General features: G+C 72.1%; 17 protein-coding genes and 1 pseudogene. 12 read left to right on the top strand and 6 right to left on the bottom strand.

The features are described 5' to 3' along the window. Positions 1-16: 16 nt before the first annotated feature. Genes K1T35_RS20115 through K1T35_RS20100 form a run of 4 tightly spaced genes read left to right on the top strand, consistent with a single transcriptional unit; the run spans position 17 to position 2,413 of the window. Positions 17-385: a PTS glucitol/sorbitol transporter subunit IIA gene (locus tag K1T35_RS20115; protein WP_220261661.1), complete on the top strand. Its 369-nt coding sequence runs from the start codon at positions 17-19 to the stop codon at positions 383-385. A 60-nt stretch (positions 386-445) separates the two neighbouring features. Next, positions 446-1,717: an NAD(P)H-dependent oxidoreductase gene (locus K1T35_RS20110; RefSeq protein ID WP_255622326.1), complete on the top strand. Its 1,272-nt coding sequence runs from the start codon at positions 446-448 to the stop codon at positions 1,715-1,717. After that, positions 1,714-2,004: a hypothetical protein gene (locus K1T35_RS20105; RefSeq protein WP_220261659.1), complete on the top strand. Its 291-nt coding sequence runs from the start codon at positions 1,714-1,716 to the stop codon at positions 2,002-2,004. Before K1T35_RS20110 ends, K1T35_RS20105 begins: the two co-directional genes overlap by 4 nt. 1 nt (position 2,005) lies before the next feature. After that, positions 2,006-2,413: a transcriptional regulator GutM gene (locus K1T35_RS20100; RefSeq protein WP_220261658.1), complete on the top strand. Its 408-nt coding sequence runs from the start codon at positions 2,006-2,008 to the stop codon at positions 2,411-2,413. Here K1T35_RS20100 and K1T35_RS20095 read toward each other — a convergent pair. Further along, positions 2,397-3,005, bottom strand: a complete 609-nt coding sequence (locus K1T35_RS20095) for an NAD(P)-dependent oxidoreductase (RefSeq protein ID WP_220261657.1) — start codon at positions 3,003-3,005, stop codon at positions 2,397-2,399. The two genes, K1T35_RS20100 and K1T35_RS20095, sit on opposite strands and share 17 nt — an antisense overlap. 89 nt (positions 3,006-3,094) lie before the next feature. On the opposite strand from K1T35_RS20095, the gene K1T35_RS20090 reads away from it, so the two are divergent. Continuing rightward, on the top strand, positions 3,095-3,505 hold the full coding sequence (locus K1T35_RS20090; RefSeq protein ID WP_255622614.1) for a helix-turn-helix domain-containing protein: 411 nt from the start codon (positions 3,095-3,097) through the stop codon (positions 3,503-3,505). 1 nt (position 3,506) lies between these two features. Here K1T35_RS20090 and K1T35_RS20085 read toward each other — a convergent pair whose 3' ends face one another. Beyond that, positions 3,507-3,962, bottom strand: coding sequence for a MarR family winged helix-turn-helix transcriptional regulator (locus tag K1T35_RS20085; protein WP_220261656.1), 456 nt, complete (start codon positions 3,960-3,962; stop codon positions 3,507-3,509). Positions 3,963-4,003: 41 nt separating this feature from the next. On the opposite strand from K1T35_RS20085, the gene K1T35_RS20080 reads away from it, so the two are divergent. The 6 genes from K1T35_RS20080 (at position 4,004) to K1T35_RS20055 (ending at position 10,974) form a co-directional block, all read left to right on the top strand. Continuing rightward, the gene (locus K1T35_RS20080; RefSeq protein WP_220261655.1) at positions 4,004-5,200 is read left to right on the top strand and encodes a multidrug effflux MFS transporter; all 1,197 of its coding nucleotides are present in this window, start codon (positions 4,004-4,006) and stop codon (positions 5,198-5,200) included. Positions 5,201-5,291: 91 nt separating this feature from the next. Further along, positions 5,292-6,218: a tetratricopeptide repeat protein gene (locus K1T35_RS20075; RefSeq protein ID WP_220261654.1), complete on the top strand. Its 927-nt coding sequence runs from the start codon at positions 5,292-5,294 to the stop codon at positions 6,216-6,218. Between the two features lie 18 nt (positions 6,219-6,236). Then, complete coding sequence (locus tag K1T35_RS20070; RefSeq protein WP_220261653.1) at positions 6,237-7,181, top strand: aldo/keto reductase; 945 nt, start codon at positions 6,237-6,239, stop codon at positions 7,179-7,181. A 67-nt stretch (positions 7,182-7,248) separates the two neighbouring features. After that, on the top strand, positions 7,249-8,829 hold the full coding sequence (locus tag K1T35_RS20065) for a SagB/ThcOx family dehydrogenase (protein WP_220261652.1): 1,581 nt from the start codon (positions 7,249-7,251) through the stop codon (positions 8,827-8,829). Positions 8,830-8,834: 5 nt separating this feature from the next. Next, positions 8,835-9,971 carry a cytochrome P450 gene (locus K1T35_RS20060; RefSeq protein WP_220261651.1) on the top strand — a complete coding sequence of 379 codons (1,137 nt, stop codon included), beginning with the start codon at positions 8,835-8,837 and terminating at the stop codon, positions 9,969-9,971. Between the two features lie 88 nt (positions 9,972-10,059). Continuing rightward, the gene (locus tag K1T35_RS20055) at positions 10,060-10,974 is read left to right on the top strand and encodes a DMT family transporter (RefSeq protein WP_220261650.1); all 915 of its coding nucleotides are present in this window, start codon (positions 10,060-10,062) and stop codon (positions 10,972-10,974) included. Positions 10,975-11,057: 83 nt separating this feature from the next. Here the strand turns inward: K1T35_RS20055 and K1T35_RS20050 are convergent, their stop codons facing one another. From K1T35_RS20050 to K1T35_RS20035, 4 genes and pseudogenes are all read right to left on the bottom strand, one after another. Further along, positions 11,058-11,489, bottom strand: a complete 432-nt coding sequence (locus tag K1T35_RS20050; protein WP_220261649.1) for a Rieske (2Fe-2S) protein — start codon at positions 11,487-11,489, stop codon at positions 11,058-11,060. Further along, positions 11,489-12,547, bottom strand: coding sequence for an amidohydrolase family protein (locus K1T35_RS20045; RefSeq protein ID WP_220261648.1), 1,059 nt, complete (start codon positions 12,545-12,547; stop codon positions 11,489-11,491). Before K1T35_RS20045 ends, K1T35_RS20050 begins: the two co-directional genes overlap by 1 nt. 6 nt (positions 12,548-12,553) lie before the next feature. Further along, positions 12,554-13,309 (bottom strand): annotated as a pseudogene (locus tag K1T35_RS20040) (amidohydrolase family protein); the annotation flags it as partial. Positions 13,310-13,913: 604 nt separating this feature from the next. After that, entirely contained in the window at positions 13,914-14,681 is a 768-nt protein-coding gene (locus K1T35_RS20035; RefSeq protein ID WP_220261646.1) for a hypothetical protein, read from the bottom strand. Positions 14,682-15,074: 393 nt separating this feature from the next. Between K1T35_RS20035 and K1T35_RS20030 the strand changes: the two genes are divergently transcribed. Beyond that, positions 15,075-15,803: a DUF6081 family protein gene (locus K1T35_RS20030; protein ID WP_220261645.1), complete on the top strand. Its 729-nt coding sequence runs from the start codon at positions 15,075-15,077 to the stop codon at positions 15,801-15,803. Positions 15,804-15,829 lie beyond the last annotated feature (26 nt).

Raw genomic sequence — 15,829 nt, 5'->3', positions numbered from 1 at the left:
GAAGACCGGGAGAGAGATGACCTACTACCGCACGACCGTCGTCAGCGTCGGACCGGAAGCGGGCGACATGCTCGCGGGCGGCGTCCTCATCCTGTACGCCGAGCCGCTCCCGGACGCGCTGGCCGACGTGAGCGTCGTCCACCGCCCCGACCACCGCGTTCCTGACATCACGATCGAGGTGGGGGACGTCGTGTCCGTCGGCGGGCACGAGCTCACGATCACCGCGGTCGGCGAGATCGCCGCGAAGAACCTCGACGAGCTCGGCCACGTCGTGCTCTACGTCGACCAGCCCGACCAGAAGCTGCTGCCCGGTGCCGTGCACGCCGCGGGCGGCCTGCCCGACCCGCAGCCCGGCCACGTCATCGAGTTCCGCTCGCCACGCTAGGAGATCCCATTGGCATTCCGTGAACGACTTCTCGAACGGCAGCGGACGACCGGCAGACCCGTGCGGGTCGGGCTCGTCGGGGCGGGTCAGATGGGCAGGGGCTTCGTCGCGCAGGTCCGGCGGATCAGCGGCATGGAGGTGGTCGCCGTCGCCGACATCGACCTCCAGCGGGCCACCGGCGCCCTGCAGGCCGCGGGCGTCGAGCACGTCGCCACCGGCGACGACCTCGACAAGCTGAGCAGCGTGGTCGCCGACGGCGGCACCGTCGCCGTCACCGACCACACCCTGGCCACCGCGCTGCCGGTGGACATGGTCATCGACGCGACCGGCGTACCGGAGATTGGTGCCGAGGTCGCACTGCGGAGCCTCCTGGCCGGGCGCCACGTCGGGCTGCTCAACGTGGAAACCGACATCACCGTCGGCTGGATGCTGTCGCGGATCGCCGCGCAGTCCGGTGCCGTCTACACGCTGTGCCGGGGCGACGAGCCCGCCGAGGCGCTCAAGCTCGTCGAGTTCGCCCGCGACCTCGCCTTCGACATCGTGTGCGCCGGCAAGGGCAAGAACAACCCGCTGAACCCGCACGCCACCCCGGCCGACCTCGCCGACGAGGCCAAGCGCAAGAAGATGAACCCGAAGATGCTCGCGAGCTTCGTCGACGGCTCCAAGGCGATGATCGAGATGGCGGCACTGGCCAACGCGGCCGACCTGGGCGTCAGCAGGCGAGGGCTGAGCGGCTACCGCACCACGGTGCCCGAGCTGCACAACGTGTTCCGCCCGGCGGCGGACGGCGGGATCCTCGACCGGAGTGGAGTGGTCGACATGGCCACCGGGCCGGTGGCGCCGGGCGTCTTCGTGGTGGCCCGCAGCGACGAGCCGATCGTGGTGGAGGAGATGGAGTACCTCGGCATGGGCGCCGGGCCGTACTACTCCTTCTACCGGCCCTACCACCTCGCCAGCATCGAGGCACCGCTGTCCATCCCGGCCGCCGTCCTGGACGGCCGCAGCGACATCCAGCCGCGGGCGTGGCGGGCCGAGGTCGCGGCGGGCGCGAAACGGGCGTTGCGCGCGGGCGAGGTGATCGACGGCATCGGCGGCGACTGCGTGTACGGCGTCATCGACAGCGCCGAGGCCGTGAAGGCGGAAGGGTTCGCGCCGCTCGGCCTGCTCGCGGGCGCGCGGCTCACCCGCGACGTCGCGCGCGACCGGATCCTCACCTACGACGACGTGGAGATCGACACCAGCACGACGATCGCCCAGCTGCGCGCCCTGCAGGATCGCCTGCTCGCCGGCCACCCGGTGGTCTCCGGGTTCGGACAGGTCCCGGCGGCATGACAGAGGAGCCCGTCGATGTCCTGCACTGCCCGTCGTGCGGCGGGCGGTGGATCGACGGCAGGATCGCCGTGCCGATCGTGGGCTCGCTCCGGTTCGCGTACCGGCTCGGCACCACCGAGGTGACGACGGAGGTGGCGGCGCGGATGTGCGAGAACTGCGGCGCGGTCCAGTTGCGGGCCCGCGACCCGGAGGCCATCGTCCGGGCGCAGCGGGCCGCCGCCCATGGTCGGGTGAAGCCGTGGCCCGCCCGCCCGAAGCGCCCAACGGATTCGACGCAGGAGGGCTGACGTGGACAACGCCGCCGTGTTCGTGCTCGTCGTCGCGATCATGTCGTTGACCGGCATCAGCGCGATCGCACAGCACAAGTACTACGCCCGCGCGGTCAAGCGGCTCGCGCGTGAGCACGACGAGCCCGGCCACATGCTCGTCACCGGACGCGGGAAGAGCCGGTTCCGCGGGGCGATCGTCGTGCTCGTCCTGCGCACCGCCGACGAGGTGATCAAGGCTGCCCTCGTGATGGAGGGAGCGTCCGTGCTGGCGCGCTTCAAGCCCCGGCCCGGCTGGGTCGGCCGCTCCGCCCGCGACCCCCTGCCGGGCAGCTCACCCTGCGTGGCGGCCGCTGTGGCCGAGGCGCGCTCCCGCGTGCCGGGCCGGCGCGTGCGGCCGGCACCACGGGGCGTCAGTTCGCGACCGTGAACCGCGTGCGGCGGTGGGCAGGCCTTTCGACCTCGTCGATCAGCGCCACCGCGAAGTCCTCGGCCGAGACCGAGTCGCCTGCCGGGGAGTCGGCGCCGACCTTGTAGGTGCCGGTGCGCTCGCCGGGCGCGATCACCGGAGCCGGCGAGAAGAACGTCCACTCGACGTCGCCGCCGAGCCCACGGAAGTAGTCGAGGGCCTCCGCCGCGATGAGCGCCTCTGCGCGGTAGAGCTCGGGGAAGTCGGGAGCGTCGACCAGCCGTGCGCCGCCCACGACCAGCGATCCCGCACCGCCCACGACGATCAGACGCGTGTCGCCGAGCGTCTCGGCGATGTTGCGCAGGTGCGCGAGGTACTCGCGCCGGTCACCACCGGTGCGGCTGGGCCCGATCGCCGACACGACGACGTCCGCATCGCCTGCGATGCGCTTGGTCAACGCCGGGTCGCTCGCGTCGCCCTGCACCGTCGCGGCGCCGGCCGGCAGCTCGCCACCCGAGCGCGAGATCCCCGTGACCTCGTGATCGCGCGACACCGCCTCGGCAACCACCCGGCTGCCGATCATTCCCGTCGCACCGTAGACCGCGATCCGCATGCTCGTTGCTCCCTTCGCTGTAGGTTCACCGCGAAGGTATCCATCAGTGATTGAGTACTTCAACGTGCTATAAGTACCTCGTGGTTACCATTGCGCCGCCGCAGCTCATCGACCAACTGCGGGCCAAGCGCGCCGCGGCCTACGAGGGCGACCTGTTCGATCCCGACTGCCCCACCCGACTGGTGCTCGACCGGATCGGCGACAAGTGGACCGTGCTCGTCGTCCTCCTGCTGAGCGACGGCCCGATGCGGTTCACCGACCTGCGCGGCCACCTCGGCCGCGTCGCGCCCAAGGTGCTCACGCAGACGCTGCGCCGGATGGAACGCGACGGCCTGGTCACCCGCGAGATCTTCGCCGAGGTCCCGCCACGGGTCGAGTACACCCTCACCGACCTCGGTCACTCCCTGATCGATCCGATCGCCGTCATCGGCGACTGGGCGGAGGTCCACGTCCACCGGATCACGGCCGCGCAGGCCGCCTACGACGCGCGGGAGAAGTAACTCACCCCTCGGCCCGCCGACGGAGGGACTCCGCCAGCCGCGTCAGTGCGGGCACCGCCGCGCGGATCGCCGCTTCGTCGTCGGCGGCGAGCTCGGCGAGCGCGCTCGCGAGAGAGCGGGACCACGCGCGGCCGAGCAGCCGGCGGTGCTCGTCTGCCAGGGGGCTCGCCCGCAGGAGACTGCGCCGCTGATCCAGGGGATCCGACTGCCGGAGGAGCAGGCCGCGCTCGACGAGGGCCCGCACCGTCGTGCTCACGTTGCTCGTCTGCAGCCGCAAGCCCCGCGCGACCTCCGACACCGACGCGCCGGAGTGGGTCACCACGAACCGCAGGACGTCCAGCTCCGATGCAGGCAGTTGCTCGAGCCCCACCTCGAGCTCACCGGTGCGACGCAGCGTCCGCGACAGGGTGTGGGACGCCTCGGCGAGGTGGTCGAGCTGCACGTCGACGTCGGTCACATCCGCATCGTATCGGCCGAACTTAGATATAAATTGATAACATGTCGCTTGCTGCTCGAGCTCCCCTCGGCGTGTGGATCTGCGCCCTCGCGCTGCTCACGGCGATCGCCCCCCTCGCGACGGACATGTACCTCCCGGCCCTCCCCGAGGTCGCCGCGGAGCTGGGCACCACGGCCTCGAACGTCCAGCTGACGCTCACCGGGTTCCTGGTCGGGCTCGCCACCGGCCAGCTCGTCATCGGCCCGCTCTCCGACGCGTGGGGCCGCCGCCGCCTGCTGCTCGGCGGCACGGCACTCTGCCTCGTTGCCACCGCCGCCTGCATCGTGGCCCCGACGATCGGTGTCCTGGTGGTCGCGCGCTTCCTCCAGGGCTTCGGCGGCGCCGCCGGGATCGTGCTGAGCCGGGCCATGATCGTCGACCGCACCACCGGCAGCCGCACGGTGAGCCTGTTTTCGCTGATGATGGCGATCAACGGGATCGCCCCCGTAGTCGCCCCGCTCCTGGGCAGCGCCCTGCTCGGCATCGGCAGCTGGCGCGTGATCTTCGCGGCGCTCACCGCGCTGACCCTCCTCATGGCGGTGGGCGCGTTCGTGGCGGTCCCCGAGACGCTCCCACCCGAGCGCAGGGTCCGGGGCGGGCTGCGCGCGACGGGGCGGGACGTCCGGTCGGCGCTGACGCGCCCCCGCTACGTCGGCTTCACCCTCGCCTTTGCGTTCGCCTTCGCCACGATGTTCACCTACATCTCCGGTTCGCCGTTCGTGCTGCAGGACGCGCTGGGCCTCTCCAGCGGGGCCTACGCGCTCGCGTTCGGCGTGAACGCCGCAGGGCTGATCGGCGCGAGCATCGTCAACGCGCAGCTCGCCGGCCGGGTCGACGCGCAGCGCGTGCTCGGGATCGCCACCACCGCGCTGGTGGTGCTCTCGGTCGTGCTGCTCGGAATCGTCGTGACGGGACCGTCGCTGTGGCCCGTCCTCGTGGTCCTCTTCCTCTCGCTCACGAGCCTCGGCTTCATCATGGGCAACGCGAGCGCGCTGGCCTCCCGCGAGGTGCGCGACATCGCAGGCACCGGTTCCGCACTCCTGGGTGCGCTCCAGTTCTCGCTCGGCGCGCTCGTGTCGCCGCTGGTGGGATCGAGCCCGCTCGTGATGGCCGCGGTGATGGTGGCGGCATCGCTACTCTCGCTGGGTACCCAGATCGCGCTCGGCAGGCGCCGCGAGAGCGTCCCCGCGGCCGCCTGAGTCGCGGGGCCCTCTCGCGTACAGCCCCGGCGCCTGCCACGATCTGGGCCAGCACACGCCTGATCATTTTCGACACTGCAGAGGTCCCCCCGTGCCCTGGCCCTTCAGCCGACGCCCCACTCTCGACGCCGACCACCCCGACGCGCTCGCGGACGCCCACAACCGCGCCGTCGAGCTGGGCGCGCGGGGCCAGCACCAACAAGCCCGCGAGCTCGACGAGGACACCCTCGAGCGCCGCCGCCGCATCCTCGGCGACGACCACGCCCACACCCTCGCCACCGCGAACAACCTCGCCGCCGATCTCCGCGAACTGGGTGAGGTCCAGCAGGCCCGCGAGCTCGACGAGGACACCCTCGCCCGCCGCCGTCGTGTCCTCGGTGACGACGACCTCGGAACGCTGGCCACCGCGAGCGCCCTCGCCGGGGACTACCGCGCGCTGGGCGACTTCCAGCGCGCCCGCGAGCTGCACGAGCTCGCCTTCTTCGGGCGCCGCCGCACACTCGGCGGCGACGACATCCAGACGCTGCAGTCCGCCCATCTCCTCGGGACCGACCTCCGCGCGCTGGGCGAGTTCCAGAAGGCCCGCGAGCTCGACGACGACTCGCTCGCTCGCCGCCGCCGCATCCTCGGCGACGACCACCCCGACACCCTCGCCAACGCCCACAACCTCGCCATCGACCTCCGCGAGCTCGGCGAGCACCAGCGAGCCCGCGAGCTCGACCAGGACACCCTCGACCGCCGGCGCCGCTTCCTCGGCGACGACCACCCCAACACCCTCAACTCCGCCAACAACCTCGCCGCCGATCTCCATGCGCTCGGCGACTTCCAGGAAGCCCGCGCGCTCGACCAGGACACCCTCGACCGCCGTCGACGCGTCCTCGGTGACGGCCACCCCGCCACCCTCGCCAACGTCCGCGCCCTCGCGGACCACCTACGCGCGCTGGGCGACACCCAGGGGGCCGCAGCCCTGCTCGCCACGTTCGGGCTCGCCCCCGAGGCCACCCCGAACGGGGGGTGATCGGTGCAGGATGAGGGGGTGATCGATTCGAGCACCCCGCTGCCCACCGGCCGGATCCCGGGCATCGACCGCGACATCTCCCGCCTCGTCATGGGCTGCGACAACCAGCGGACGCAGTCGCACGCAGCCACGATGTTCGACGACTTCGTCGCGCGCGGAGGCAACGCGTTCGACACCGCACACCACTACGCGGGCGGGCTGATGGAGCGGCTGCTGGGCCAGTGGATCGCCGACCGCGGCATCCGCGACGACGTCGTCGTCATCGGGAAGGGCGCGCACACCCCGCATTGCGACCCGCCGTCCGTGACGAGCCAGCTGCTCGAGAGCCTCGATCGCCTGCAGACCGACCACCTCGACATCTATTTCCTGCACCGCGACAACCCCGAGGTGCCCGTCGGGGAGTTCGTGGACGTGCTGAACGAGCACGTCGACGCCGGCCGCATCGGCGTCTTCGGCGGTTCCAACTGGACCACCGCGCGGATCGAGGAGGCGAACGCGTACGCGGCGGCCCACGGCAAGCGCGGATTCGCCGCCGTGAGCAACCACTTCGGGCTCGCGCGCGCACTCGACGTGCCGTGGGCGGGCTGCGAGCACGCCACCGACGACGCCGACCGCCAGTGGTTCGAGCGCACCGGCACGCCGCTGTTCCCGTGGTCGTCGCAGGCGCGCGGGTTCTTCACCGGCCGCGCGGCACCGGAGGACCGCTCCGACCCCGAGCTCGTCCGCTGCTACTACAGCGACGGCAACTTCGAGCGCCTCGCCCGCGCCCGAGCGCTCGGTGCGGAGCTGGGCGTCGCGCCCACCGCGATCGCACTGGCCTACGTACTCGCACAACCCTTCCCGACGTTCGCGCTGATCGGGCCGCGCTCGGTGGACGAGACCCGCTCGTCGGCGGAGGCGTCGATCGTCCGTCTCACGGCAGAGCAAGTGGCGTGGCTCGACCTTCGTGACGGGCGTCCGTAGCGCTAGAGCCAGGCGCGCCGCAGGGTGTACGAGGCGAGCGTGGAGCAGCGGCGGCAGACTGGGTGAGGTGGCCGACGACACCCACCAGGCACGAGCGTTCCACGACCTCACGAAGTACTACTCGGTCAGCGACACGGAGCCGGGCGACGAGCGCATCGGCATCGGCGACCCGGAAACCCGGACCGGGGCGATCTGGCAGAAGGACTGGGACATCAAGCCCTTCCTGTACAAGGTCTACGAGACTCCGCCGCCCATCGAGCTGACCCGCGACCTGCCGGAGACGGGCATGCCCGCGCTCGAGGCCCTCGCGGCAACCGGAGCCGAGGCGTCGCCTGCCGTCCCCGACCGGGCGCTGCTCGGCAGGCTCGGCCTGCTGACGAACGGCTCGCTCGACCGCAGCTGGACCACGAGCGACGGCCGCGTGCACCAGTACCGCACGGCCGGCGGCACCGGGGCGCAGTACCACCTCGAGCTGTACTTCGTCTGCACCGACCTCGCCGACCTCGACGCGGGCGTCTACCACTACTCCGCACTCGACCACAGCCTGCGCCTCCTGCGTGCCGGCGACTTCCGTGCCGCGCTGGTCGAGGCGACCGGGAACCAGCCCTCGATCGCCGCGGCCCCAGTGGTGCTGGCCATGACCAGCACGTTCTGGCGCAACGCGTGGCGCTACCGCGAGCGTGCCTACCGGCACACCTACTGGGACGCCGGCACGTCGCTCTCGCACATCCTCGCGGTCGCGGCGTCGGCGCGCGTCCCCACCGAGCTCGTGTTCTCCTACGCCGACCCGGCCGTCAACGAGCTGCTCGGCGTCGACGGGCAGCGCGAGTCCGCAGTGGCGCTCGTCGCGCTCGGCCACGCCGACACCGCACCGCCGCCCGCGCAGGAGCTCGGCCCCCTCGACCTCCCGACCAGGCGGCTCTCGCCCGCCGAGGTGACGTTCCACGCGATCACCGACATGCACAGCGCGTCGTCCCTGCGGACCGGCGAGGATGCCGCCGGGTGGCGGTCGCGCCGCTGGCGCCGCCCGGCGCCGGAACCGACCGGCGAGCTGATCGAACTGCGCCCGCTGCCCGCAGAGCGGCTCGATCCCCGGCCTGCGGAGCAGCTCATCTTCCGGCGCCGCTCGACCCGGAACTACGACACGGACGTGGAGATCCCGTTCGAGGCGTTCTCCACCCTGCTGGAGCGCTCGACCCGTGGCGTGGCATCCGACGTGCTGACCCCGGGTGCGCCGCTCACCGACCTCTACCTGATCGTCAACGCCGTCGAAGGCCTTGCCCCGGGCATCTACCTCCACCATCCGGAGCGAGGCGCCGTCGAGCTCGTCCGCGCGGGGACGTTCCGCAAGGAGGCCACCCGCATCGCGGCGAACCAGCAGTACGCGGGCAACGCCCACGTGAACCTCTACTACCTCGCGCACCTGCCCTCGATCCTGGAACGGTACGGCGACCGCGGCTACCGCCTCGCCCAGCTCGAAGGCGCACTGCACGCCGGCAAGCTGCACCTCGGCACGCACGCCATGGGGCTCGGTGCGGTGGGATCGACCTCGTTCGACGACGAGGTCGTGGACTTCTTCTCCCCGCACGCGGGGGGCAAGGACTACATGTTCGTCACCGTGTTCGGCAAGCGGCGCCGCGCGAGGTGACGTCCGTGGACATCGCCGCGTTCACCGCGGACCCCCATCCCACGCTCGCCCGGCTGCGTGCCCACGAGCCGGTCTCGTGGGTCCCCGAGCTCGGCTGCTGGCTCGTGACCAGCCGGGTCGCCGCGCTGCGCGTGCTGCGCGACGCGCCGACGTTCACGGTGGACGACCCGCGGTTCTCCACGGCGCAGGTGGTGGGGCCGAGCATGCTGTCGCTGGACGGGCCCGCGCACACCGCGGCGCGCAAACCGTTCGCGGGCCCGTTCCGGCCCGCTGAGGTGGCGCGCCGCTTCACCTCGCAGGTCACGGAGCTCGCCGCCGAGCTCGTGGCCCGGATCCGGCCCGCGGGCCGCGCCGAGCTGCGGGTGAGCGTCGCCGGGCCGCTCGCGGTGCGCGTGGTCGCCGAGACCCTCGGCCTTCCGGACATCGACGCCACCACCGTCCTGCGCTGGTACTCGACGTTCGTCGCGGCGGTGTCGGACGTGACCGCGGGTCGCCCCGCGCCTGCCGAAGCGGCCGCGGCGTTCGAGTCGCTCGCCGAGCACGTGCTCGCCGGCATCGACGGGAACGGCTCGTTGCTCGCCGACGCCGTGGCCGGCGGCCTGCGGAACGACGAGGCCGTGTCGAACGCGGCCGTCCTGCTGTTCGGCGGCATCGAGACCACGGAAGGGATGATCCTCAACCTCCTGTGGCATCTGCTGCGGGATCCCGATCAGCTCGCCGCCGTGCGGGGGGACCTCGACCTGCTGCCGAACGCAGTCGAGGAGTCGCTGCGGCTCGAGCCCGCGGCCGCCGTCGTCGACCGGTACGCGACGCGCGACGTGGAGCTGGCGGGCGCCCAGATCCGGCGGGGCGATCCGGTGACGGTGTCGCTCGCCGGCGCCAACCGCGACCCGGCGACGTTCCCCGACCCGGACACGTTCGACGTGCGCCGGACGAACGCGCGACTGCACCTCGCGTTCGCGCACGGCCCTCACGTCTGCCTCGCGATGGACCTGGCGAGGCTGGAGACCCTGATCGGCGTCCGCACCCTGCTCGTCGAGCTGCCCGACCTGGCGCTGGACGAGGGACACCCGAGCGAACCGTCCGGATTGGTGTTCCGCAAGCCGCAGACCCTGCACGCACGGTGGTCATCCGACTTGTGAGGCCCGCATCGGCACGTAAGAATCTCGGCAAGTGGGTGTTCGCGATGGCCTGATCGGGTCCCGGCCGCGTACTGCTCGCCGTCGCGTCGTGGCGGTGGGGGCGGCGGTGGCTGCCGGTGTCGGGCTGGCCGCTCAGGCGAGGTTGAACGGGGAGCTCGGCGCACGGCTCGGCGACGGGGTCGCGGCCTCGCTGGCCTCGACAACAGCGGGCCTCGTCCTGTTGCTGGCGCTCGTGCCCGTCGTTCCCGCCGGGCGCCGTGGCCTGAGGTCCGTCGGCGTCGCATTGCGGGCGGGCGCGTTGCGCTGGTGGCACTGCCTCGGTGGGGTCGGCGGAGCGCTGTTCGTGGCCAGCCAGGGGATCAGCGTCGGCGCGTTGGGGGTCGCCGCGTTCACCGTGGCGATCGTCGCGGGTAGCGCGATCGGCGGCCTCCTCGCCGACCGGTGGGGACTGGGCCCCACTGGGCGGCATCGGGTCTCGCCTGCTCGGGTGACTGGCGCCCTGGCCTGCGTCGCAGCGGTCGCCGTCGCCGTCTCCGATCGGCTGGGCATCCCGGGTACCGCGGCCCTTGTGGTGCTCCCGCTGCTCGCCGGCATCGGGGTCGCCACCCAGTCGGCGCTCAACGGCCGGGTCGGCGCGGCCGCTCACTCGCCGTGGCCGGCCACGCTGGTGAGCTTCGTCGTTGCCGAGCTGACGCTCGCCGGCGTGGTGCTGGCCGGGATCGCCGCCCGCGGCGCCCCGGGCGATCACCTCCCCGCCGAGCCGTGGCTCTATGCGGCCGGATTGATCGGCATCGGCGTGATCGCCACTGCGGCCCGCGTCGTCGGCCAGGTCGGCGTGCTGGTCTTCAGCCTGGCCAGTGTCGCCGGCCAGCTGCTCGGTGCGCTCGCCCTGGACGCGCTGACCGCCGGACCCAGGCCCACGGTGGCAGTCTGGATCGGAACCGCCGTCACGTTCGGCGCGGTGACGCTGGCGGCCTTTCCGGGACGTCGCCGGACGCCCTGATCAGCAGGATGGCCGGCCTCGCGACGGCTGGTCAGCCCGGCAGCGGGCCGGGTCGACCCTGCAGCCTCCGGGCCGGGTCCCGGTCAAACGTGCACGACGACGAACTGCCGCCGCACCTCGACGTCGTAGCGCTCGGCGCGGTACGGGCCGGGCTCGTAGCCCGCGTCGGACAGATCCGCATCGGCGGGTTCCACGGTCGCCTCGTAGGAGCGGACCCGGGTGCGCTCCGGGTCGAACCACGAGCGCCCTGTCGCGATGTCGAACTCCCAGCCGTGCCACGGACAGCGCAGGATCTCCCCGGCCCGCAGGTACGTGTACTCCCCCGGCGAGCTCGATGTGACCAGCCCGGTGAGGACCCCGTCGCACAGCCGGGCCCCGGCGTGCGGGCACCGGTTGCGCAGGGCGTAGTAGCGCCCGCCCACGTTGAAGACCCCGATCGACCGCCCGTCGATCTCGACGATCTTGCGCCGGCCGGGACCGATCTCGTCGGTCGTGCCCACGACGTGGCCGGCCATCAGTCGAGGCCGTACAGCGCCATGGCGTTGCCGCCGAAGATCCGCGCGCGCGTCTCGGGCTCGAGCCTCGCCCTGATCGCGCGGTCCGGGTCGTCGAAGTCCCAGTGCGGGTAGTCGGTGGAGAAGAGGATCTTGTCGGTCCCTCCCATGTTGTCGAAGACGGTGAGCAGATGGCGGGGGTCGGGTGGCTCCTCGATCGGCTGCGTCGTGAACCAGACGTGGTCGCGCACGTACTCCGACGGCCTGCGGGTGAGGTGCGGGACCTCGTCGTGCAGCCGCGTCCAGTGCTTGTCCATCCGCCACATCAACGAGGGCACCCAGCCGAAGCCGCCCTCGATGAGCACCACCTCAAGCGTCGGGAACCGCTCGAAGACGCCCTCGACGACGAGGCTGACGAGCTGGGCCTGGAAGGCCTGGGCCATCGCCGTGTGGTCCTCGATGTAGAACGACGGCCAGCCCGATCCGGTGAGCGGGTTGGCGCGCCCGCCGCCGAAGTGGATCCCGACGGGCAGGCCGTTGCGGACCGCCGCCTCGTAGATGGGCCAGTACCTGCGCCGCCCGAGCGGCTCGTCGGTGCGGACGAGCAGCAGCACCTGCACGAAACCGGGGTGGGCGGCGGCCCGGTCGATCTCGTCGACCGCGAGCGCGGGCTCCTCGTACGGGACGGTGATCCCGGCCCGCAATCGCGGCTCCTTCTCCAGCCACTCCTCGACCTGCCACTCGTTGACGGCGCGGCAGAGCGCCGCCGCGTACTCCGGGTTCTGCTGCCGGTTGGCCTTGCTGAGGCAGTTGAGGATCCCGTAGCGGACGTCGTGGGCGTCGAGGAGCTGCTCACGCATGAAGTCGAGGTCGCCGCCCGCCGGCAGCCCCGACGGTGGCCACGCGTCGGTGCGCGCCGCCCGCGGCGCTCCCTTCGGGTAGGAGGAGCCGCCGTCGCCCCGGTTGCCGTAGGTCTCGTCGTACTCGCGCCACCGCCGGGGCAGGTACGGGCGCAGCGAGCCGGGGGCGAGCTCGTTGTGGATGTCGCAGTCGACGAGGGGCGGGCGCGGCCGGGACATGTGCGATCACTCCCCGAGGCGGTAGGCATCGAGCGCGTTGCGCCCGAGGAACCGGGTCATGGCCTCGTCTGCGAGCCCGATCGGTGCGGACCGGACGGGGTCGTCGAACTGGTGGTGCGGGTAGTCGGTGGAGAACATGAGCATCCGGTCGCTCCCGAGCCGGTCGATGACCTCCAGCAGCCGGTCCGGCTCGTCCGGCTCGTCGAGGGGTTGTGCCGTGATCCGGACGGACTCGCGGATGATCTCGGACGGCAGCCGGTCCACCCACGGGATCTCACGGCGCAGGCCCTTCCAGTTCTTGTCGAACCGCCACATCAGCGGCGGGAGCCACGTGAACCCGGCCTCGATGAGCACGATCCGCAGGTCGGGGAACCGCACGAGCACGCCCTCGCTGACCAGGCTCACCAGCTGCGCCTGGAACACCTGGGCCAGGAGGACGTACTCCTCGAGGTAGTAGCTCGGCGCCCCGACGGGCGTGATCGGGTTGCCGCTCGCGCCACCGGCGTAGACACCGATCGCGAGCTCATGACGCTGGGCGGCCTCGTAGATCGGCCAGTAGGCGCGGCTGCCCAGCGGGGCACGGGCCCGCACCGGCATCAGGACCTGGACGAACTCCGGCAGCTCGCCGACCCGATCGATCTCCGCCGCCGCCCGCTCGGGGTCCTGGTTCGCCACGACGACGGACCCACGCAGCCGGGGCTCGCCGGCAAGCCACTCCGCGTGCTGCCAGTCGTTGACGGCCCGCGCCATCGCGACGGCCCAGTCGGGGTTTGTGGATGCCGTCGACGCCGTAGATGCAGTGGGTTATCGCGAGCCGGGTGCGCCACGGGTCGAGGAGCTGCGTGCGCAGCAGGCCGGGATCGGACCCGGGCGGCCCGTCGGCGGGGCGGGAGCCGGGGATCGCCGAGAGCGGCGATCGCGGCGGGTAGAGGTCGGACTCGAGGCCCTCGATACCGCTCTCCCGGACGTAGTCGCGCCACCGGGCGGGCAGGTACGGCGTGAGCGACGCGATCGAGCGCGGGGTGATGTGCACGTCGGTGTCGACGAGATCGACGTCCGGCCACTGCGCGGGGCGTGCGTACCCGCTCATGCGACCCCCGGCTGCTGTCTGCTCACCGAACATAGCCCGGTGGAGCGAGCGGCACATCTGCTCGCACCTAGCGACCCGGTGGGCCATTCGCTCCGGGCGGGATCGCGATGATCGGGGGGCGGGGGCGCGACTCTGCCGCTCTCATGTTGTTCCTCAGGTCCTGTAGGACCCTCGTGCCGTGGTCGATGATCCGCTTCGGCGAATGCGCTACCACCGCGATGCCCACTGCTGTCATCGCCACCCTCCGCTCCAGCGTGCGCTCGTAGTCGGCCGGGCTCAGGTGGAACTCGTAGGAGTCGATCTCCCACGCCAACGCGACCTCGTCGAACCAGGCATCGGCGACGGCGATGAGCCTGCCGGTGCGGCCATCGACGAGGCGGGCGTTCCACATGGCTCGGGCAGGCCACTTCGGCGGAGCAGCTCCCTGGCCTCGGCGACGGATCGGATGCCGTCGCTGACCGCCGCGAGGACCTCGCGCGGGAGGGCCGAACCGCGATCGCTGCCCGCCTCGAGCTCGGCGACGAGCCGGGCGGGAGTGGTGCGTCGACGCTGCACGACCTCTGCCAGGACGGACCGCACCACGTCACGGTCGCGGATGCGCCGCACGAGGTCGAGGGCAGCGCGTTCGATCGGCGCGAGCGGCCACTCCCCCGGCGCCGGTACGGGAAGCCGGTCGGTGCGTTCGACCAGTAGCTTGCCGGCCCCGACGCGACGACGGTCCGCGGGGATCAGCATGTGGATCAGGCCGGTCGGTGGCGGCATCCGCCTCATGCCGTGCAGGTCCAGCGCGTCGCACCCGGTGAGGACCGCACCCTGGCCGGTGTGGAGCAACGCGGCCCGGCGCATGTCGTCGCGGGTGGGTGGGCCGTTGTGCAGGAGCACGATCGCGGGCATGAGCGGGCGCCATGGCCCGCCCGGCCGCGTGCGTCGCGTGATCGTCCCGCGGCTGATCCCGTTCGCCTGCAGGTCATGGGTACGGACGACGACGGCGCCGTTGAGATGGGTGAGCTCGCGGTAGCGGACGTCGTTGGAGCGTCGAGGCATGCGGTGATGCTCACCCCGCCCCGGGCATCCGACCGGGTGGTCATCGGATCTGTGGATGGATGGTGGCCGAGGTGGAAGGAGCCAGTGGCGCGCCCGCTCGCGCCTCCGAGGTGGAGCGAACGGCACTCTCGGTCGCTAGGTGTGAGCGGCTGCGCCGTTCGACCCACTCGCGCCTGTCGCCCGATGCCGCTCTCGCCGTGGCCGACGGGTCAGCCCGCGGGGGTGATAATCGGCCTCGCTCGTGGAGCCCAGCAGGCGGTAGGCGACGGCCAGCAGCCGGGGCCGCAGCTCCTGGAACCGGTCCGCCAGCCGGTCACGATCGTCCATGTCACGTCCGCGTGCCGCCACGGGTCTTCCCTTCGAGAGCCCACAACGAAAGGAGAGGAGATCATCATGTCGGCACAGGACGGCTTCGTCACCTACGACGAACTCGACGGGCCGGGCCTCGACCCCGCCCGTTGGAGCCCGGCGCGCCTGCCGCTCCCGACGGGCGGTGACCACATCCCGCTGGATCCCGGCGCGGAACTGACCGTCGGTGCGGGCGAGGTCCGGGTGACGATCCCCCGGTTCTCGCTGGCGCACGACAGCTTCCAGCCCGCGGACAGCCCCAAGTACCTCGTCTTCTCGACCGGTGAGTTCGAGCTGCTGCCCGATCGACCCGCGACGTTCGCCGCGGACATGGCGGTCGAGAACATCGGCGGCGCGCCGGAGGACTACCGGCGGGGAATGGCCGCCTTCCACGTCTTCGACTTCGAGGCCAGCAAGCGCGTGTTCGCCGTCTGCGGCACGTCCACCCGTGTGCTCGCGCTGCACGAGCTGCTCGGTTCGTGGGGGACGGCCGATCCCTTCTACCACGTGGTCGAGTCGCCGTACGAGGACTTCGACGACGACTTCACCCGGCTCCGCGCATGCGAGATCACGCTCGACCGGAAGAGCTCGACCGCGACGTGGCTGGTCGACGGCCACACCGTCTACCAGGCGGGTGGCACGTTCATCCCCGAACGCGTCCGCATCGGGATCGGGATCTGGACGCAGCTCCCGATCCGGGACGGTCGCAGCCGCTCGCTCGGCGGTCAGGGCCTGAGCGCGCGGTGGCGCGGGTTCCGGGTGCGCACGACCTGAGCCGTACCCCTTGACACAGACCGGTC

The organism is Pseudonocardia sp. DSM 110487 (assembly GCF_019468565.1).
In the GTDB taxonomy this organism is placed as follows: Bacteria; Actinomycetota; Actinomycetes; order Mycobacteriales; family Pseudonocardiaceae; genus Pseudonocardia.
Note: the sequence above shows the minus strand (reverse complement) of the source record. Positions and strands in the feature narration are given on the sequence as shown.

Bases quoted from the DNA above. Each gene is read 5' to 3' on its own strand.
- K1T35_RS20115 (WP_220261661.1), top strand. From the start codon at position 17: ATGACCTACTACCGCACGACCGTCGTCAGCGTCGGACCGGAAGCGGGC.
- K1T35_RS20105 (WP_220261659.1), top strand. From the start codon at position 1,714: ATGACAGAGGAGCCCGTCGATGTCCTGCACTGCCCGTCGTGCGGCGGG.
- K1T35_RS20095 (WP_220261657.1), bottom strand. From the start codon at position 3,005: ATGCGGATCGCGGTCTACGGTGCGACGGGAATGATCGGCAGCCGGGTG.
- K1T35_RS20080 (WP_220261655.1), top strand. From the start codon at position 4,004: ATGTCGCTTGCTGCTCGAGCTCCCCTCGGCGTGTGGATCTGCGCCCTC.
- K1T35_RS20050 (WP_220261649.1), bottom strand. From the start codon at position 11,489: ATGGCCGGCCACGTCGTGGGCACGACCGACGAGATCGGTCCCGGCCGG.
- K1T35_RS20045 (WP_220261648.1), bottom strand. From the start codon at position 12,547: ATGTCCCGGCCGCGCCCGCCCCTCGTCGACTGCGACATCCACAACGAG.
- K1T35_RS20035 (WP_220261646.1), bottom strand. From the start codon at position 14,681: ATGCCTCGACGCTCCAACGACGTCCGCTACCGCGAGCTCACCCATCTC.
- K1T35_RS20030 (WP_220261645.1), top strand. From the start codon at position 15,075: ATGTCGGCACAGGACGGCTTCGTCACCTACGACGAACTCGACGGGCCG.